The 18,954-nt window shown below is 64.9% G+C and carries 18 protein-coding genes and 1 pseudogene; 8 read left to right on the top strand and 11 right to left on the bottom strand.

The window, feature by feature from the left end:
- Positions 1-21: 21 nt before the first annotated feature.
- The 7 genes from NDK18_RS18760 to NDK18_RS18730 all read right to left on the bottom strand — a co-directional run bounded on the left by NDK18_RS18760 (position 22) and on the right by NDK18_RS18730 (position 8,861).
- Positions 22-2,772: a TonB-dependent receptor domain-containing protein gene (locus NDK18_RS18760; protein WP_250628676.1), complete on the bottom strand. Its 2,751-nt coding sequence runs from the start codon at positions 2,770-2,772 to the stop codon at positions 22-24.
- Positions 2,773-2,941: 169 nt separating this feature from the next.
- Positions 2,942-3,865 carry a Grx4 family monothiol glutaredoxin gene (gene grxD, locus NDK18_RS18755; RefSeq protein ID WP_250628675.1) on the bottom strand — a complete coding sequence of 308 codons (924 nt, stop codon included), beginning with the start codon at positions 3,863-3,865 and terminating at the stop codon, positions 2,942-2,944.
- Positions 3,866-3,968: 103 nt separating this feature from the next.
- A complete protein-coding gene (locus tag NDK18_RS18750) occupies positions 3,969-4,367 on the bottom strand; it encodes an EF-hand domain-containing protein (protein ID WP_250628674.1) in 399 nt (132 codons plus the stop codon).
- A complete protein-coding gene (gene folE / locus NDK18_RS18745; RefSeq protein WP_250626662.1) occupies positions 4,367-4,960 on the bottom strand; it encodes a GTP cyclohydrolase I FolE in 594 nt (197 codons plus the stop codon). Before folE ends, NDK18_RS18750 begins: the two co-directional genes overlap by 1 nt.
- A 121-nt stretch (positions 4,961-5,081) precedes the next feature.
- A complete protein-coding gene (locus NDK18_RS18740) occupies positions 5,082-6,449 on the bottom strand; it encodes a DNA recombination protein RmuC (RefSeq protein ID WP_250628673.1) in 1,368 nt (455 codons plus the stop codon).
- Positions 6,450-6,479: 30 nt separating this feature from the next.
- Positions 6,480-7,553, bottom strand: a complete 1,074-nt coding sequence (locus NDK18_RS18735) for a DNA topoisomerase IB (protein ID WP_250626664.1) — start codon at positions 7,551-7,553, stop codon at positions 6,480-6,482.
- Positions 7,554-7,598: 45 nt separating this feature from the next.
- Entirely contained in the window at positions 7,599-8,861 is a 1,263-nt protein-coding gene (locus NDK18_RS18730) for a 6-phosphofructokinase (protein ID WP_250628672.1), read from the bottom strand.
- A gap of 136 nt (positions 8,862-8,997) precedes the next feature.
- On the opposite strand from NDK18_RS18730, the gene NDK18_RS18725 reads away from it, so the two are divergent.
- The 5 genes and pseudogenes from NDK18_RS18725 to NDK18_RS18705 form a co-directional block, all read left to right on the top strand.
- On the top strand, positions 8,998-9,582 hold the full coding sequence (locus tag NDK18_RS18725; protein ID WP_250626666.1) for an adenylate kinase: 585 nt from the start codon (positions 8,998-9,000) through the stop codon (positions 9,580-9,582).
- A 60-nt stretch (positions 9,583-9,642) separates the two neighbouring features.
- Positions 9,643-11,001: a UDP-N-acetylmuramate:L-alanyl-gamma-D-glutamyl-meso-diaminopimelate ligase gene (gene mpl, locus NDK18_RS18720; RefSeq protein ID WP_250628671.1), complete on the top strand. Its 1,359-nt coding sequence runs from the start codon at positions 9,643-9,645 to the stop codon at positions 10,999-11,001.
- Between the two features lie 10 nt (positions 11,002-11,011).
- Positions 11,012-11,614, top strand: coding sequence for an LON peptidase substrate-binding domain-containing protein (locus NDK18_RS18715; protein ID WP_250626668.1), 603 nt, complete (start codon positions 11,012-11,014; stop codon positions 11,612-11,614).
- 20 nt (positions 11,615-11,634) lie between these two features.
- Positions 11,635-12,453: an SDR family oxidoreductase gene (locus NDK18_RS18710; protein ID WP_250628670.1), complete on the top strand. Its 819-nt coding sequence runs from the start codon at positions 11,635-11,637 to the stop codon at positions 12,451-12,453.
- Positions 12,454-12,755: 302 nt separating this feature from the next.
- Positions 12,756-13,682 (top strand): annotated as a pseudogene (locus NDK18_RS18705) (sigma-54 interaction domain-containing protein); the annotation flags it as partial.
- 103 nt (positions 13,683-13,785) lie between these two features.
- On the opposite strand, the gene NDK18_RS18700 reads toward NDK18_RS18705, so the two are convergent.
- A complete protein-coding gene (locus tag NDK18_RS18700; protein WP_250626670.1) occupies positions 13,786-13,947 on the bottom strand; it encodes a hypothetical protein in 162 nt (53 codons plus the stop codon).
- A gap of 258 nt (positions 13,948-14,205) precedes the next feature.
- On the opposite strand from NDK18_RS18700, the gene NDK18_RS18695 reads away from it, so the two are divergent.
- The gene (locus NDK18_RS18695; protein WP_250628669.1) at positions 14,206-15,480 is read left to right on the top strand and encodes an acetylornithine/succinylornithine family transaminase; all 1,275 of its coding nucleotides are present in this window, start codon (positions 14,206-14,208) and stop codon (positions 15,478-15,480) included.
- On the opposite strand, the gene NDK18_RS18690 is transcribed toward NDK18_RS18695, so the two are convergent.
- From NDK18_RS18690 to thiE, 3 genes are read right to left on the bottom strand one after another with little or no spacing between them, the layout of a single operon-like run.
- Positions 15,451-16,071 carry an HAD-IA family hydrolase gene (locus tag NDK18_RS18690; protein WP_250628668.1) on the bottom strand — a complete coding sequence of 207 codons (621 nt, stop codon included), beginning with the start codon at positions 16,069-16,071 and terminating at the stop codon, positions 15,451-15,453. The genes NDK18_RS18695 and NDK18_RS18690 overlap by 30 nt on opposite strands.
- Positions 16,068-17,357 carry a glutamate-1-semialdehyde 2,1-aminomutase gene (gene hemL / locus NDK18_RS18685; protein ID WP_250626673.1) on the bottom strand — a complete coding sequence of 430 codons (1,290 nt, stop codon included), beginning with the start codon at positions 17,355-17,357 and terminating at the stop codon, positions 16,068-16,070. Before hemL ends, NDK18_RS18690 begins: the two co-directional genes overlap by 4 nt.
- Positions 17,354-17,992 carry a thiamine phosphate synthase gene (gene thiE / locus NDK18_RS18680; RefSeq protein ID WP_250628667.1) on the bottom strand — a complete coding sequence of 213 codons (639 nt, stop codon included), beginning with the start codon at positions 17,990-17,992 and terminating at the stop codon, positions 17,354-17,356. The genes hemL and thiE overlap by 4 nt, the downstream gene beginning before the upstream one ends.
- Before the next feature lie 95 nt (positions 17,993-18,087).
- On the opposite strand from thiE, the gene NDK18_RS18675 reads away from it, so the two are divergent.
- Positions 18,088-18,285 carry a rubredoxin gene (locus tag NDK18_RS18675; protein WP_284691639.1) on the top strand — a complete coding sequence of 66 codons (198 nt, stop codon included), beginning with the start codon at positions 18,088-18,090 and terminating at the stop codon, positions 18,283-18,285.
- A gap of 117 nt (positions 18,286-18,402) precedes the next feature.
- Positions 18,403-18,567, top strand: a complete 165-nt coding sequence (locus NDK18_RS18670; protein WP_250626675.1) for a hypothetical protein — start codon at positions 18,403-18,405, stop codon at positions 18,565-18,567.
- Positions 18,568-18,954 lie beyond the last annotated feature (387 nt).

Raw genomic sequence — 18,954 nt, 5'->3', positions numbered from 1 at the left:
CATTATCGTTTTATATTGCGGTTATTTCTTGCCGCCAAAATGCCAATTGAACTCGACGAACACGGATCTTCCGTAGATGTCGTAATTATCCGCATTGAAATACGGAAGCGAGTAGTACGAGCGATCCATCGGCGGCTTGGTGTTGCGCAGGTTGTTCAGCACCAGGCTCAGGCTGGCATCGTCAGGGAGTTGGTAACCGATGTTCAGGTTGAACGTGGTCCATGAACCCAGATGGCCGGCACCCGGCACGGCATAGCTGTTGTTCACCTGCGCCAGGTAGTTCGGGGTGCGGCCGCGGCGGTTGCCGAATAGCGTGGCCGACCAGTCGCCCCGGTCCCAGCCCACGGAAGCCGTGGTGATGGTCTTGAAGTCGGTGGAGTACTGCGGTGCGCGCAGCAGGTCGATCGTGGACTCCCCGGCGTATTGCTGGAGCGTGTGCTTGAGCGTGTTGCTGTACGACGCGCCCAGCCGGAGGTTGCCGGCTGCACCCATGCCGATGCGGTAGTTCGCACCCGCGGTAAGTGCATCCACCCGTTCATTGGACGAGTTGATCGGGCCGCTGCGGATGTTGGTGACGGCACCGGTGGCATCACGGGTGATGCGCGACAGGGCGTCCTGGCAGGTGGCTGACCCGGCATCCTGGCGTCCGGTGCGGCAGTCGGCCTCGTTGCGGAACAGGGTGGTGACGGAGAGGTCTTCCACCTTGTCCGCGATGCGGATGGAGAGGTAATCCAGGCTCAGGTTGAAGTCCTGCGTGGGCGACCACACCGCGCCTACGCCATAGGACTTGGCCGTGATGGGTTTCAGGTCCGGGTTTCCTGCACGGACGCCGGGGGTGGACTGGTTGTACGCCGGGCAATCGCGCAGTGCTTCGCCCGGATAGAAGGTCTCGCAGCCGTAGAAATCCGGTGCGCCGGTGAAATAGCCGCTATCCCCGGCGAACAGGTAACCCATGTCCGGTGCGCGGAACGCCGTGGCGTAGTTGGCGCGCAGCAACAGGGTATCGATCGGGCGGTACTCGAACGCCAGCTTGTAGGTGGGTCGGCCGATGGCGTTGCCCGTCCACTGGTAGCGGTCGTAACGCACGGCGGCGCTGGCCAGCAGTTCCGCGGTGATCGGCACGCTCAGCTCGCCGGCCAGCGCATAGTGCTGGCGCTTGCCGTGGCCCTGCGTGCCAGAGAGGCCCCAGTAGTCGCCGTTGACCACGCCTAGGTCTGTGCGGTTGCTCCAGTGTTCGTTGCCAGCCTGGCCCACGATGGCAAGGCCGATGTCACCGGCTGGCAGCGCGGCCAGCGATGTATTGGTGAGCTGGACATTGAGGTCCTGCGTCCAGGTCTGCGACACCGAGTTGATCTGGCCGAGTGTGGCGATGTACTGCTCAGGGGTTACCGCCTGGTAGAAGTTCGCCCAGTTCGGCGCGTAGATCGGCAGGCCGGTGGTGGCATCGTTACCGAGCTGGGGGCCCATGAACTGCTGTTCGAACAGCGCATCGAGCGGGCCGGCGAGCGGGCGGTTCTGCTTGTTGGTCAGTGAGTACGCCGAGCGGTTGTAATAGGCATCGTAATCCCACGCCGAATCGCCAAGCTTGCCGCGGGCGCCCAGGATCACCTGGTACTGCTGTCCGATGTTGCGGTCGCCGATGCGGTCGTAACCGCCGGTTTCTTCCGGTGACAGTGCGTGCTGGGCGACCGTCTGCTGGCCGGTGCCCTGGTCGATGAATCGGCCGCCGTTGTTGGCGCTCCAGAAGGTGAAATTGGAACCGGCGATCGACGTGTTGCTGGAGGAACCATACAGCCCGCTGCCATACAGCTCCAGATGGTCGTTCACCTTGAACGAGCTCGACACGTAACCCGTGGCCGAACGCTTCTTGTTCGAAAGCGTGGCCTGGCCGACGTCCTGGCTGCCGCAGTAGTAGCCCGAGCCCGGGCGATAGGCGTAATACGTGCTGTTGTTGAACAGCGATGAGACGTTCTCGCACGCCTCGGCGCCCGGGTCCACGTACGAGCCGCGGCCGTTGGCGTCGTAAGCCAGGCGGAGGAAATTCCGCGAGGCGATCGGGTCTGCGCCGTTGCGCGAGGGATCGGACGCGGTAGAGCGGGTGAGCTTGCGGTCCGCGCCATAGATCGGCGCCTGGTTACCCAGCTCAACACTGAAGACGGTTTTCGAGCGATCGGTGGAGTGGCCGCCGGTCAGCTGCACGCGCTGGTTGCCGCCACCGCCGTCGGTATAGCCACCGCCACGGAAGTTGACGTCGAAGCCGTCGACGTTCTTCTTCAGGATGATATTCACAACGCCGGCAATGGCGTCCGAGCCGTACACGGCCGATTGGTTGCCCGGCACGATATCGATGCGCTCGACGATCGAGGTGGGGATGGTGGAGATGTCGACGAAGTTGCTCTGGCCGTTGTAGAGCAACGGGTAGTTGGCCAGCGGATGGCCATCGACCAGGATCTTGGTGAAGCCCGGATCCAGCCCGAACAGGCTGATCGACTGCGCACCCTGGGTGAAGGAGCCACTGGACTGGGCATTCTGCACGGCGCCGGACGCCAGCGGAGAAGCCCGCAGAGCGTCGGCGACGGTCTTGAAGCCCTGCCGCTGGATGTCGGCAGCGGTGATCTCGATGGTTGGCGTGGCGGTTTCCACCACGGCTCGCGGAATCAGCGAGCCGGTAACGGTGACCGTTTCCAGCGTCTTGGGTTCGGTATCGGCCGCGAATGCCGGCACGAAGAAGGCGGCCGCAATGGCGGCGGCCAGGAGCTTCCTGGATTGCATGTGAGTTGTCTTCCCTGGTGATGTGTACGGACACGGCAATGCCGGACCCGACATTCGAAGCTAGGGGAATCCATTGGCAGGGAATATGGAAGAAAGCTCAAATTCTCCGCAGCAACAAAAAACGGCGACGTGCCGTGGCACGTCGCCGTTCATTGCATACCGGATGGAATTAGTAGCGCGGAACGCTCGAATCCACTTCCTGCGACCACGCATCCATACCGCCGGCCACGTTGAACACGTTGCTGAAACCGTGCGCGGCGAAGTGGTTGGCGGCGGCCATGCTGGAGTTGCCGTGGTGGCAGATGAAGGCGAGCACGGTGTCCTTGGGCAGGCGGCCTAAGGCGTCGTAGCCTTCTTCTTCCAGGATGCGGGCGTTAGCGAGCGGCGCGGCGGCGGCACGGCCGTTGGCCGGACGCACGTCGACCAGGATGAGGGAGCCTTCGGCAAGCCGCTTGGCCAGCTCCTGCACGGTCATCGACTTCACTTCGTTGGAGCCGGGGAATTTCAGGCTGAGGCCTTCGCCCTGCACGGTGCTCACCCAGTCGATCACGATGCCCTTGGCGCGCTGCGCACTACCCGGGTCGAAATGCACGTCGATGCCGCTGGCATTCACCACGATGTCGTGGTCCTGGGCGGGTGCGAGCTGGAAGCCGGCGCCATGGTCCGGGCCGATCTCAAGATGCAGCACCACGCCCTGGGCATCGGCCATGCCGGCGCGGATGGCCTCGGCGGCCTTCTCGGTGATGGTGATTTCCGGCGGGGTGCGGTCGGGCGGCGTAGCGCCGAACAGCGTGTGCAGCTCACCGCTGCCGTACATCTGGCGGATGATGTCCGCGCCGCCGACCAGCTCGCCTCCCACATACAACTGCGGAATGGTGGGCCACTGGCCGTAGGTCTTGATGCCTTCGCGGATCTCCGCATCCTGCAGCACGTCCACCGTGTGGTAGTCGGGCAGCAGTTCGTTCAGCACATTGGTGGCCGAGGCCGAAAAGCCGCACATCGGCTGGCTGCGGTTGCCCTTCATGAACAGCACCACGCGGTGTTCGTTCAGCAGGGTTTCGATGCGTTCGCGGGTGGCGGAGTCGAGGCTCATGAGGGATCCGGGAAAGAATGGGGAATGGGCGTAGTTTAGCCGTTCGCCCGAGATGGCCGCTGCGGGCCGCTATTTCAATGGGTTACCGCCGGGATTCAGGCCTTTATTGCGGCGGCTGGGCGAGTTCCTTGGCGCTCAGGAACCCGTCGTGGTTGCGGTCCAGGCGGTGAAACTGGGTTTCGTAGTTCCGGCGCACGTCTTCCAGCCGTAGCGGCTTGCCATGCTGGCCGGGAAGTTCCGATGCGTCGAGCACCCCGTCGCCATTGGTATCCATGTGGCGAAAGCCGGCGGTCATATAGGTAAGGTACTCGTCCAGGCTCACCTTGCCGTCGCCGTTGGTGTCGAACTGGCGCAGGTATTGGGTGGGAGTGGCTTGGGCTTGCGCAGGAGAAGCCAGGAAGGCCGATCCAAGGAGCAAGGCCGTGGCGACCACGCGGCCCAGCGAGCCGGGGTCAGAGTAAATACTCTGACCCCCAACCGCCGCCACGTCGCGACTTGGCATCAGCGCCGGTCGACGCCGACGAAGCGCAGGAACTCGGCGCGGGTGCGCGGGTCCTCGCGGAAGCTGCCGAGCATCTGGCTGGTCACCATCGATACGCCGCGCTTGTGCACGCCTCGGGTGGTCATGCATTCGTGCGAGGCATCGATCACCACGCCCACGCCGCGCGGCTGCAGGGTCTGGTCGATGCATTGGGCAATCTGCGCGGTAAGTTTTTCCTGCACCTGGAAGCGGCGGGCGAAGCCATCGACCACGCGCGCCAGCTTGCTGATGCCCACCACGCGATCGGTGGGGACATAGCCCACGTGGGCGCGGCCGATGATCGGCGCCATGTGGTGCTCGCAATGGCTTTCGAACTCGATGTCGCGCAGCACGATCATCTCGTCGTAGCCGCCGACTTCTTCGAAGGTGCGCGCCAGGTAGTCGGCTGGATCCTGTGCATAGCCGGCGAACCAGTCGCGATAAGCCTTGACCACGCGTTTGGGCGTGTCGAGCAGGCCCTCGCGGGTGGGATCCTCGCCCGCCCAGCGCAGCAGGACGCGCACGGCGTCCTCGGCCTGTTCACGGGTGACGTCGGGGTTCTTTGGCTCGGTCATGGGTTGTCTTAGTGCCGCCGGCTAAAGCAGCCATTGTAGCGCCGCCTCCGCGCCAGGGCCCACTAGGGGTCAGAGTCATAGTGGCACTAGTGGCAATGACTCTGACCCCTAGTGGGTGGGGCTAGTCGGAGGTGGGGAGTTCGTCTTCGAGGTCGTCGTCGGGGTCGGCGGGTTCCAGGGCGATCTTCAGTGCGTCGCTGGAGGCTTCGCTGCCGAGGGATTGGACTTCGCGCAGGCGCTTCTCGATGGCCCGGGTGCGGACGCCGGCGCTGTCGATGCTGTTGCGCACGGTGTCCAACTGCTTGCGGGTTTTCTCAAGCACCATGCCGAACTTGCCGAACTCGGTCTTCACTGCGGCCAGCACGTGCCAGACCTCGCTGGAGCGCTTCTCGATGGCAAGCGTGCGGAAGCCCATCTGCAGGCTGTTCAGCAGGGCGGTGAGGGTGGTGGGGCCGGCCACGGTGACGCGGTATTCCCGCTGCAGCAGGTCCGACAGGCCGGGACGGCGGATCACTTCCGCGTAGAGGCCTTCGGTGGGCAGGAACAGGATGGCGAAGTCGGTGGTGTGCGGCGGCCCCACGTACTTGCCGTGGATGCGCTTGGCTTCCTCGCGCACGCGCACTTCCAGCGCACGGCCGGCAGCGAGTGCGGCGTCGACGTCGGCGGCATCCTGGGCGTCGAGCAGGCGCTGGTAGTCCTCGACCGGGAATTTTGCATCGATCGGCAACCACACCGGCACGCCCTCATCGGTGCCCGGCAGGCGGATGGCGTATTCCACGCGCTCGGAAGAACCGGGGATCGTCGCCACGTTGGCGGCGTATTGCTCGGCCACCAGGATCTGTTCCAGCAGCGAACCCAGCTGCACTTCGCCGAAGGTGCCGCGGGTTTTGACATTGGTCAGCACGCGCTTCAAGTCGCCTACGCCGGCGGCCAGGGTCTGCATCTCGCCCAGGCCGCGCTGCACCGCTTCAAGGCGCTCGGATACCAGGCGGAAGGATTCACCCAGACGCGTTTCCAGGGTGGCGTGCAGTTTCTCATCCACCGTCTGGCGCATCTGCTCCAGCTTGGCCGCGTTGTCGTCCTGGATGGATTTGAGCTTCGACTCCAACACCTGACGCACTTCGCCCAGGCGTTTCTCGTTTTCGGTAGCGAGTGCGCCCAGGCGCTGCTCCAGCAGGCTGCCGAACTGGCGCAGGGTGGCCGAGCCTTCCTCGCGGGCCTTGCGCGCGTCCTCGCCAAGGCCTTCGCGCAGGGCCTGCATGCCGCGGTCGGTGCGCTCGGTAAGTTGGTCCACACGGGTACCCAGCTCCGCGCGGCCGGCGCGTTGTTCCTCGCGCAACGCGGCTTCGAGCTGGCGGTTGCCAGCCAGCAGCGCATCGAGCTTGCCGGCGTTGCCATCGTCGCGCGGCTTGCGCACGAGCAGCATGACCAAGAGCAACAGACAGGCCAGCACGGCCACCAGCAGGACGATAAGAAGAGTGTCGGTCATGCGGCTATGGTACCCGCAGCCGTCTCACCCTTAGCGACGGCGCAGACGCCGCTTCAAAAAGGCCTGGGTTTTCAACTCCAGCTGGCGCGGATGGCGGCCGGTTTCCGGCGGCACCGCCTTATGCAGCGTGCCATCGCGCCAGCCTTCGAAAATCTCCGGATGGATGTACGACTTGCGGCACACCGTTGGCGTATTGCCCAGGGTATCGGCCACTTCCTGCACGGCTTCCTTCAAAGTGACACGGATGGCCCGCTCACCGCCCGATTCCGGCAGCGGGGTGCGCGCCAGCACCGCCACTGCCTGGGTGGTGCCTCCCCAGGTACGGAAATCCTTGGCGGTGAATTCCCCGCCGGTGATCTCGCGCAGGTAGTCGTTCACCATCCCCGAATCCACCGGCTGGCGGGTGCCTTCGTCATCGAGGTACTGGAATACGCGCTGGCCGGGAAGGTCCTGCACCTGGCGCACGGCCTTCACCAGGCGCTTGTCGTCCAGCTCCACCTCGTGCTCCTTGCCGCTCTTGCCACGGAAGCTGAAAAGAAGGCGGCCGGGCAGGGCCTTGATATGCCTTGAGCGCAAGGTGGTAAGGCCGAACGAGTTGTTCTCCTTCGCGTATTCATCGTTGCCCACGCGAATGAGTGTTTCCTCCAGCAGGCTCACGATCAGCGCCAGCACCTTCTCGCGCGGCAGGCCGGGCAGCGCCAGGTCGCGCTTCAGCCGTCGGCGCATGCCCGGCAGTTGCTGGGCGAATTCCACCACCCGTTCGAACTTGCCGCGGTCGCGCTCGTCGCGCCACTTGGCGTGGTAGCGGTACTGCTTGCGCCGCCGTGCGTCGCGCCCCGTAGCCTGCAGGTGGCCGCGTTCGTTCTTGCAGATCCATACCTGGGTATACGCCGGCGGGATGGCCAGCATGCGGATGCGGTCCAGGGTATCGGCATCGCGCACGGTCTTGCCGTCGATACCGACATAGGAAAACCCCTTGCCCTTGCGGCAGCGTGTTATGCCCTTGTCGGTGTCGCACACATACACCAGGCCCGCATCGCGTGCGTGCTGCTGTTCGGCGGTGATGGCCACCACCAGGGGAGAGGGTTCGGGTTTGCGTGTCATGCCACCGGAGTGTGTCCGGCGGCATGATCAAGCGACGGTGAAAATCTAGCCGAAGGGTTCGAGCTTCTTCTTCACGGCTACGTTTTTCAGCGTGGCATAGGCGGGCAAGCCGTTCTTGCCATAGGGCGGCGGCGCCTCGCCCTGGATCAGGGGCGCAAGATATCGCCGGGCGGCGGCGGTGATGCCGTAGCCGTCCTTGGTGATGAACGAAGAAGGCATTTTCTTCTCGCGGTTGGCGATCTTCGACAGTTCCGCCGGTTCCACCTTCCAGCGGTACGGCGCATCGGATGTGCGAACGATCACCGGCATCACCGCGTTCATGCCTTTGGCCGCGTACTCCACCGCGGCCTTGCCCACGGCGTAGGCCTGTTCCACGTCCACCTTCGAAGCCGCATGGCGGGCCGAGCGCTGCAGGTAGTCAGGCACCGCCCAGTGGAACTTGTATCCCAGCTTGTCGCGGACAAGGCCCGCGATCACCGGCGCCAGGCCGCCCAGCTGGGCATGGCCGAAAGCATCGCGGCCACCGGCCTCGGCCAGGAACTTGCCGTCCGGTGCCAGCAAGCCTTCGGACGCCACCACCGTGCAATAGCCCACGCGCTTCACCGTGGCCTTCACCTTGGCGAGGAATTGAGCTTCGTTGAAGGTGCGTTCGGGGAACAGGATGATGTGCGGCGGGGCATCGCCGCCTTCACCCGCCAGGCCCGCGGCGGCGGCGATCCAGCCGGCGTGCCGGCCCATGACTTCAAGGATGAATACCTTGGTGGAGGTTTCGGCCATCGAGGCCACGTCGAGGCTGGCCTCCAGGGTGGAAATCGCCGTGTAGCGGGCCACCGAGCCGAAACCAGGGCAGGTATCGGTAATCACCAGGTCGTTGTCCACCGTCTTGGGCACGCCGATGCAGCTCAATTCATACCCGAGGGATTTGGACAGCTGGGACATCTTGTAGGCGGTGTCGGCCGAGTCGTTGCCGCCGTTGAACAGGAAGGTGCGGATGTCGTGGGCTTTGAACACCTGGATCAGGCGTTCATATTCCTTGCGGTCGGTATCGATGGATTTGAGCTTGTACCGGGCCGAACCGAAGGCGCCGCCTGGGGTATGGCGCAGTGCCGCGATGGCTTTGGCGCTTTCCTTCGAAGTGTCGATCAGGTCCTCGCGCAGGGCGCCGAGGATGCCGTTACGGGCCGCATAGACCTTCAGTCCCTTGGCCCGGGCGGTCTCGATCACCCCCGCGGCGGTGGCGTTGATCACGGCGGTGACACCGCCGGACTGGGCATAAAGCAGCTTGCCGGGGGACGACCTGGTTGCCATGCGCTGGTTCCTTCTCGCGGGGGTACTTACCTTAGCCCAGGCCGGTTTGACGGGGAAACACCCAGAAGTTACCGTGACTGTCATTTTTTCGATGTTCGGCGCCCTTTCGCGGGTGCCCGGACGGATATGGAGCCATATGCGACTCGTGCTACTCGGTGCCCCCGGATCGGGCAAGGGAACCCAGGCCACGCGCCTGAAGGAAACGCTCGGCGTGCCGCACATTTCCACCGGCGACCTGCTGCGCGCGGCCGTGTCCGCCGGCACCCCGCTGGGGCTGAAAGCCAAGGAAGTGATGGACGCCGGCCACCTGGTGTCCGACGACATCGTGCTGGGCATGCTGGAAGAACGCCTTTCCCAGGACGATGCCCGCGCCGGGTTCATCCTCGATGGTTACCCGCGGAACCTCGCCCAGGCCGATGCGCTGGACGGCCTGCTGTCCCGCCTGCGCCAGCCGCTGGACGTGGTGGTGAAGTTCGAAGTGCCCAGCGACGCCATCATTGGCCGCGTGGAACAGCGCTTCAAGGCCGAAGGCCGCGCCGACGACAATCCCGATACCGTGCGCAAGCGCCTTGAGGTCTACGCCGAGCAGACCGCCCCCGTGGCGAATTTCTACGCCCAGCGGCACTTGCTGAAGGTGGTGGACGGCGTGGGTCCTATCGACGAAGTCACCGAACGCATCACCGGCGTGCTGCCCCGGGGCACCGCGCCCGCGGGCGGTTAAGGCCGCATCGAATCATCCGGGCCGCGCTGCGGCCCGACGCCCCAAGGCAACCGGAATCCCATGCGCCTGCACATTCTTGGCATCTGCGGCACCTTCATGGGAGGCCTAGCCGCGATTGCACGCGAGCTGGGCCTGCAAGTGGAAGGCTCCGACACCAACGTCTACCCGCCGATGAGCACCCAGCTCGAAGCCTTGGGCATCGAGTTGAAGCAGGGTTACACGGCAGGGCACCTTCACCCGGTGCCGGATCTCGTGGTGGTGGGCAATGCGATGACGCGCGGCAACCCCGCCATCGAAAGCATGCTCGACGAACGCATGCCATACATCAGCGGCCCGCAGTGGCTGGGCGAAACCGTGCTGGCCCAGCGCCAGGTGCTGGCCGTGGCCGGCACGCACGGCAAGACCACCACCACCAGCCTGCTGGCGCACCTGCTTGAATCGGCGGGCCTGGCGCCAGGTTTCCTGATCGGCGGGGTGCCCGGGAATTTCACCGTGTCCGCGCGACTGGGCACCGGCGCGCAGTTCGTGATCGAGGCCGACGAATACGACACCGCCTTCTTCGACAAGCGTTCGAAGTTCGTGCACTACCGGCCTTCCATTGCCATCCTCAACAACCTCGAATACGACCACGCCGATATCTTTCCCGACGTCGAGGCCATCGAGCGCCAGTTCCATCACCTGGTACGCACGGTGCCGGGCAACGGACGGCTGATCGTCAACGTCCACGACCACCACCTGCGCAAGGTGCTGGCCATGGGTGCGTGGACACCGGTGGAAACCTTCGGTATCGGCGAAGGTGATTGGCAGGCGCGGTTGTTGGAGGCCGATGGCTCGGCCTTCGAAGTGTCGCGTGGCGGCCATGTGGTGGGTACCGTGCATTGGGACATGCTGGGCAACCACAGCGTGCTTAACGCCCTGGCCGCGATGGCCGCGGCTTCGGCTGCCGGTGCGGACCCTGGCGCCCTGCTTCCAGCGTTTACCAGCTTCCGCTCGGTGCGCCGGCGCATGGAGAAGATCGGCGAGCACCACGGCATTACCGTGTACGACGACTTCGCCCACCATCCCACGGCCATCGCCACCACCCTGGCTGGCCTTCGCGCCAGCGTCGGTGAGGCCCGCATCGTGGTGGCCCTGGAGCCCCGTTCCAATTCCATGCGCGCCGGCGCGCACGCCGAGGGCCTGGCGCCTTCGCTGGCCGATGCGGACGCCGTGGTGTTCCTGCAACGGCCGGAACTGGCCTGGGATGCAGGGAAGGTGACCGACGCCCTGGGCGGCCGTGGCCAGACCGCGCCATCGGTCCAGGCGCTGATCGACCGATTGCAGGCGCTTATCCGGCCCGGCGACCGCGTGGTGTTCATGTCCAACGGCGGCTTCGAAGCGGCGCCGCGGCGCTTTCTTGCGGCAATCTCCGCGGGCTAGACTCCGGGATATGGCCTCATCCAAGCCTGGCAATGACATCCCATTGTTTCCCCTCTCCAACGTCCTTTTGCCGGGCGGGGAACTGCAGTTGCGCATCTTCGAACCGCGTTACCTCGACCTCGTCCGCGAGTGCACACGGGGCGGCACGCCGTTCGGCGTGTGCCTGATCGCCGAGGGGCGCGAAGTAGGCCTGCCCGCGGCCGCAGCCGCGGTGGGCACGCTTGCCGACATCATCGACTTCACCACTCGTGGCGACGGCTTGCTTGGCATTACCGCGCGCGGCGGCGGCCGGTTCCGCGTCACGCGCACCCGCGTGCGTGCCGATGGCCAGGTGCGGGGCGACATCACCCACTGGCCGGAGGAACCCGCGATCGAGGTGCCGGTGGAACTTGCCTTGCTGCCCACCATCCTCGAGCGCCTGATCGACCAGATGGCCCCGCACTATCGCAATGCGCCGCGCCAGCTCTACGACGACGCCAGCTGGGTTGGCTTCCGTCTTACCGAACTGTTGCCGCTGGCGCCCGACGAAGCCCAGCACATGCTTGAACTCACCGACCCCACCCGGCGCCTGGCGGAACTGCGCGATATCCTGCCGCGCTTCCAGCGCGACTGAACTCATTGGAAGGACACCCCATGACCACGCTCGCCGGCAAGACCCTTTTCATCACCGGTGCCTCGCGCGGCATTGGCCTGGCCATCGCCCTGCGCGCGGCACGCGACGGCGCCAACATCGTGATCGCGGCCAAGAGCGGCGTACCCAACCCCAAGCTTCCCGGCACCATCCACACCGCCGCGGCCGAGATCGAGGCGGCCGGCGGCAAGGCGCTGGCGCTGCAAGTGGACATCCGCGAGGAAGACCAGGTGCGCGATGCCGTGGCGAAGGCGGTCGAGCGCTTCGGCGGCATCGACGTTTGCGTGAACAACGCCAGCGCGATCTGGCTCGCCGGCATCGAAGGCACGCCAATGAAGCGCTTCGACCTGATGAACCAGGTCAATACCCGGGGCACCTTCATGGTGACCCAGGCCTGCCTGCCGCACCTGCGCAAGGCGGCCAACCCGCACGTGCTGATGCTGTCCCCGCCACCGTCACTGGACCCGAAATGGTATGCGCCGCACACGGCCTACACGATTGCCAAGTTCGGCATGAGCCTGTGCGTGCTGGGCATGTCGGCCGAGTTCGCAGAGGCCGGCATTGCCGTCAATGCGCTGTGGCCCAGGACAGTAATTGCTACGGCAGCTATCGGCATGATCGAGGGCATCCACGCGGAAAACTGTCGGAAACCGGAGATCGTGGCCGATGCCGCGCATGCCATCCTGGTGCGTTCATCGCGCGAAAACAGCGGCCGCTTCTTCATCGACGATGAAGTACTGGCGGCCGAAGGCGTGGGCGATCTTTCAAAATATGCCGTAAAACCAGGCCAAAACCTTGCACCAGACCTTTTCCTCGACTAACGCGTTCTCGTCCTTTGCTGAACAAAGTGACAGGAATAGACATCACGGCCTCGGCCGTTAGTCGGATGGCGGGGTTTTTTCCTCCCGAGTAGTTTTCTTCGGGCAGTCCTTAGAAGAAAAATGGCACGGGGCCGGGTTGTTTGGGGGCGACGCGGTGGCAGGCGGGATCAAGCCCGCAGCAAGGATCTTCGGGGTAGGGCATGTTGCGCAACGCTAAGCAAGTCTGGGCCGGTGGGCCCCCTAAAGGCGTGGACACAGGCCAGCCGTTGTTGCCACTGGGCGCGAAAGCCGCGCAAGCTGTGATCATTGGATTCAGCCCGGCCATCCGGCTCGTGGCAGAAAGCGTTACCCGTTTTGCTCATGTGGAACTTCCGCTGCTGATCACCGGCGAGACCGGTACCGGCAAGGAGTTGGCGGCGCGAAGCCTGCACCAACTTTCGCCTCGTGGCGAGAAGCCTTTCATCGCGGTGAACTGCGGTGCGTTGCCGGCGAACCTGGTGCAGTCGGAATTGTTCGGCCACGAGCGCGGCGCCTTCACCGGCGCCATGGGTCGACGCGTGGGCCTGTTCGAGGCCGCCGACGGCGGCACCATCTTCCTGGATGAGATCGGCGACCTTCCGCTGGAAGCGCAAACCAACCTGCTTCGCGTTTTGCAGGAAGGCACCATCGAGCGCATCGGTAATTCGCACAGCACGAAGATCAACGTGCGCGTGCTCGCCGCGACCCACGTCGATCTTGAGAAGGCCGTAGCCGAGGGTCGCTTCCGCGAAGATCTCTTCTACCGGTTGAACGTGCTTCGCCTGCGCATGCCGCCGCTGCGCGAACGCCACGGCGACATCGAATTGCTGGCGCAGCGGTTCCTGGACGAATTCCGCGAAACCTACGCCACGCGTGCGCGTGCCTTCAGCGCCAGTGCGCGCCGGGCGATGGAATCGTTTGCCTGGCCGGGGAATATCCGCGAGTTGATGAACCGCGTGCAGCGCGCGGCAGTGATCGCCGACGACGCGTTGATCACCCACCAGGACCTGGAACTGAGCGACGGCGATGCTGCCAGCCGCAATGCCACGTTGTGCAATGCACGCATCCTGGCCGAGCGCGAAGCCATCGTCAGTTGCCTGCGCGAAAGCGCATTCAACATTTCCGAATGCGCCAGGCGCCTGCGCGTGTCGCGCGTAACGGTGTACCGGCTGTGCAAGAAGCACCAGCTGAGCGTGGACGAATTGCGCTAGGCGAGAGAACGCCCCCCGTCCGCGTGTGCGGAGCGGGGGGATTCCCCTCGAGCCGTCCGGACTGGCAGGGTTGCCAGACGGCCGAACTTGCCACGAGGCGCTTTCAGGTGCAGGCATCCTCGTCGATTCCATCATCGTCATCATTCGCTGCGCCTTTGGTGGGCAGTCGCTCGTTGCCTGTGCCCTGGGCACAGGCCTCCAGGTAGCCGGCCGTGGCGGATACCAGCAGAAGCGTGCCGGAGCATTCCCAAAGGCGCAGGTACATGACATCGCCTCCTTCACTCACCCTGGATAAATAAGGCAAGCGACATGCCAATTCGGCAAATGCCTTGTTTCAAGCCCTTGCGGTAGCCCGCCGTGCTTACGCGCCGTTCACGGTGTTGGCGCGCTGTTACGGCCAAAGGACATAGGCGCAAGGAAAATGCCTTGTTGCGGGGCCGTGCCGGGTGTTGCACCGTTGATACACAGCTTCCGTTTACACTTCACATCCCACCCACGACCTTTGTTGTCCGGAGCCCCCGCCATGTCGCAGCACCCCGATCCCACCACCGACATCATCGGACTGGGCAAGCGCTACTGGCTGCCGGTATACCGTCCCCGTGACGTCGTACTGGACCACGGCAAGGGCGCGCGCGTGTGGGATACCGAAGGGCGCGACTACGTCGACCTGGGCGCCGGCATCGCGGTAAACGCGCTGGGCCACCAGGACGAAGACCTCGTCTCAGCCTTGGTGACGCAGGCCGGCAAGCTTTGGCACAGCTCCAACGTGTTCTACACCGAGCCCCCGCTGCGGCTGGCCCAGGAGCTGGTGCAGGCCTCGGGTTTCGCCGAGCGCGTGTTCCTGTGCAATTCCGGCGCCGAAGCCAACGAGGCGGCGATCAAACTGGTACGCAAATGGGCCGCGTCGGAAGGCCGTCCGGCCGACAAGCGCGTGATCATCACCTTCCGCGGCTCCTTCCACGGCCGCACGCTGGCCACGGTCACCGCCACCGCGCAACCGAAGTACCAGGAAGGCTACGAGCCGCTGCCCGCGGGTTTTCGCTATCTCGATTTCAACGACGAAGCCGCGCTCGCCGAGGCCTTCGCGCCGGGTGACGTCGCCGCCGTGATGCTGGAGCCCGTGCAAGGCGAAGGCGGCGTGCTGCCGGCCGCACCGGGTTTCCTGAAGAAAGTACGCGAGCTGTGCGACGCGCATGGCGCCCTGGTGGTGCTTGATGAAATCCAGTGCGGCATGGGTCGCACCGGCACCTTGTTCGCCCACGTGCAGGATGGCATCACCCCCGACATCGTCACCCTGGCCAAGGCGCTGGGCGCAGGCTTCCCCATCGGCGCGATGCTGGCTGGTCCCAAGGTGGCCGCGGTGATGCAGTTCGGCGCCCATGGCACCACCTTTGGGGGCAATCCGATGGCTGCCGCGGTGGCCCGCGTGGCGCTGGCCAAACTGTCCTCGGCCGCGGTGCTGCTGAATGTGGAGCGCCAGGCCAACGACCTTCGCACTGTGCTGGCCAGGCTCAATCAAGAGCTCAACATCTTTGAAGAGGTGCGTGGCCGCGGCCTGATGATCGGTGCGGTGCTGGCCAGCCCCTGGAAGGGCAAGGCCGGCGAGATCCTCGATGCCTGTGCCGCCCATGGCCTGTTGCTGTTGCAGGCGGGCCCGGATGTCCTGCGCTTCGTACCGCCGCTCACCATCACCGACGCCGAGCTTGCCGAAGGTATGGAACGCCTGGGTGCGGCGCTCCACGAGATCACTGCATCGGCGAACGACGCTTCAGGCCAGGCGCACGCCAAGGCGTCGTAATTCGTCCTCGAAGGCGGCCTGCGTGGTGAAGAAGTAACCCTGCAGGCCCGCCACCACGGCGCCGGTCACGTTCTCCTCGGCGTCGTCCACGAACAGGATGCGCGAGGGCTCAGCATCCATCGCGCTGGCGCACTGTAGATAGCATTCCGCGTGCGGCTTGATCGCCCCCATCTCAGCCGACGTCCACGCGCGGCCTTCGAACAACGGGAAAAGGCCCGGCGACACCGTGCGCAGGTGCCGCTGCATCATGAAGCTGTTGTTGGTGAGCAGGCCGATCTTCAGCGTGCCGGAAAGCTCCTCGGCCAACGCCACCATCGATGGTCGAACCTGAGTGGCGGCCACGCGCGCATGCAGCCAGGCCTCTTCGCTCAAGGTACGGCCGAAACCCGCCGAAAGCGCCGCCATATAGGCGTCGACATCCATCGCGCCCGCGTCGGCTTCCCACTCCAGGTTGCTGTTGTACATCACATCGCGCGCCGTCTCGCGGTCGGTACCCATCGCCTTGCCCAGTTCGTCCAGGCGGGTGTTGCGCGAGTAGTCGCAGAGCACGCCATCCATGTCGAACAGGATGGCGTCGACACCCACCGTCATGCCGCGATTGCCGCGTCGGCGAAGGCGCCGCGTGCAGCTTCCAGCGTGGCGGCGATCACTTCATCGGTGTGCATGCTGGACACGAAGCCCGCCTCGAATGCCGACGGCGCCAGGTACACGCCGCGTTCGAGCATGCCGTGGAAGAAACGGTTGAAGGCCGCGACGTCCGCTGCGGTGGCCTGTGCGTAGGTTTCCACCTGTTCACTGGTGAAGAACAGGCCGAACATGCCGCCGATGCGGTTCACGCTGAACGGCGTGCCGGTTTCGGCTGCCACGGCCAACAGGCCATCGGTCAGCAGGCGAGTCTTCGCCGCCAGGTTTTCATGAAAGCCCGGGGCGCTCACCAGTTCCAGCATGGCCAGGCCCGCTGCCATCGCCACGGGGTTACCTGACAGTGTGCCGGCCTGGTAGATCGGGCCTGACGGCGCGATCTGCTGCATAAGCTCTTTCCGCCCGCCGTAGGCACCCACCGGCATGCCGCCGCCGATCACCTTGCCGAAGGTGGTGAGGTCCGGCGTGATGCCGTAGTACGCCTGGGCGCCGCCCAGGGCCACGCGGAAGCCCGTCATCACTTCGTCGAAGATCAGGATCGCGCCGGAGGCCGTGCACAGCTCGCGCAGCAGCTGCAGGTAACCCTCGCGCGGCAGGATGCAATTCATGTTGCCGGCGACCGGCTCGATGATCAGGCCCGCGATCTCGTGCCCGCGGCTGGCGAACAGTTCGCGCGCGGCGTCGAAGTCGTTATAGGGCAGGGTAAGCGTGAGGTCCGCCGCGGCCTTGGGCACGCCGGGCGAGGTGGGCACGCCAAAGGTGAGCGCGCCGGAGCCCGCTTTCACCAGGAAGCTGTCGCCGTGGCCGTGATAGCAGCCTTCGAACTTCACGATCAGGTTGCGACCGGTGGCGCCGCGCGCCAGGCGAATCGCCGACATCGTGGCCTCGGTGCCGGAGTTCACCATGCGCACCATCTCGATCGACGGCACCAGCCGCACGATGGTCTCGGCCATGGTGACTTCCGCGGCGCAGGGCGTGCCATAGGAAAGACCATCGCCGATGGCGCGGGCCACGGCCTCGCGCACGTGCGGATGGTTATGCCCCGCCACCATCGGACCCCAGGAACCGACGTAGTCGATGTAGCGCTTGCCTTCCACGTCCCACAGGAACGCACCGTCGGCGCGGGCGGTGAAGAAGGGCTCTCCGCCCACCGAACGGAAGGCACGCACGGGCGAATTCACGCCGCCGGGCATCAAGGCCTGGGCGCGCTGGAAAAGATCGTGGTTGGAAGTCATGCGAGTCCTTCGAACAGGGCGGCGAAGTCGTGCGCGGCTTTTTCGGGGTGGTCGGCGGAAAACACAGCCGACACCACGGCCAGGTACTGGGCGCCGGCATCGATCAGGGAAATCCCATTGTCGAGGGTGATGCCGCCGATCGCTACCCGCGCCACGCCCAGTGCGGCGGCCTGCCGCAGGGTCTCCGGCCTTGCGCGGCCGGCATGGGGCTTGGTCGGGGAAGGGAAGAACGCCCCGAAAGAGACGTAATCGGCGCCGGCGGCTGCCGCCGTGCGGGCGTGTTCGATCGAATCGTGGCAAGACACCCCGATGATGGCGCCGGGACCCACGGCATCGCGCGCTTCAGCGACATCGCTTTCGAAGTCCAGGTGCACGCCGGCCTCCACGGCCGCGGCCAGGGCAATGTCGCCATACACGATGAAAGGCACTTGGTAGCGCCGGCACAGGGCGGCAAGGGCCTGTGCCTCGGACAGCCGCCGCGGATCGTCCGTGGTCTCATCCCGGTACTGCAGCATGGTGGCGCCGCCGTGCAGCACGTGTTCGCACACCTCCACGAGATCCGGCCGGGGCCCGTCAGTGAGGGCATACAGGCCGCCGCGGCGCAGGGCGGGGTGGATGGACGGGACGGCTGGCATGGGCGGACGGGCCTTGGTAGGTGCGGTAGCCGCACATCGTACCTCGCGCCGCTTATGCCAAAATGTCACTTTCCCCTCGTTACCTTGCTACCGAAATGAGCCAGACCAGCCCCGATTCCCGCCCCCTGCGCAAATGGATGTGCGTCGTCTGCGGCTTCATCTACGACGAGGCTGAAGGACTCCCCGACGAAGGCCTGGAGCCCGGTACCCGCTGGGAAGACATCCCCGATACCTGGACCTGTCCGGACTGCGGCGTCACCAAGGACGACTTCGAAATGGTGGAATTCGATTAATAAACGTCCGTTTTTACGTTTGTCATAGTTTTTCCTCATAACTTCCTCACCAACGCTTCTTCAGGATGGTTCCATCGATACCGTGGCCCACCGGCCGCGGCGACAGGGAGCTCGAAGATGCAGCGTTTCGTACCGTTCGAAGACCAGTGGGAACAGCTCGGCCTGGCGGCCGAATCAGGCCTGATTCCCTTCCAGCTTGGACTGCCCTGCGCACACCAGTTGGCCTGTAACGAAATCGAGTTCGAAATCCTGCCGAACGAGCCCATGGCGGCCGTCGGCTAAACAGCCCGTTTACCGAACATGAAACAAGGCGGCGCCCTGCAACGGGGCGCCGCTCGCCGCTTCGGGCGGCTTGCCGGAAAAGTGCTTGTTTTGCAGGCTTTCGGGCGGAGTGTGAAAAATTTCCGTCACAACCTCTTCCCACCCGGCACACACCGCGCTATTCTTCTCCTCCGCCGCGACGAAAGCCCTCCGCTGCGGACCTTCCTGGCGTCATCCAACACCCCGAAATAAAGCTTCACGAAGGGTGTTGACGGACCTCAAAAGCGATGTAGAATGGGCGGCTCACCTCGGACGAAACGTCCTGAGGGAATCCGGTAAAACCGGGTTCGGCGAAACGATCTTTGACAGTGTGCGCAGGTGAATTGTGTGGGCGTCTTGCCTGGATAC

Origin of the sequence: Pinirhizobacter soli (assembly GCF_015905305.1) — a bacterium.
Lineage (GTDB): Bacteria > Pseudomonadota > Gammaproteobacteria > Xanthomonadales > Rhodanobacteraceae > Pinirhizobacter > Pinirhizobacter soli.
This window is presented reverse-complemented; position numbering and strand designations above follow the sequence as displayed.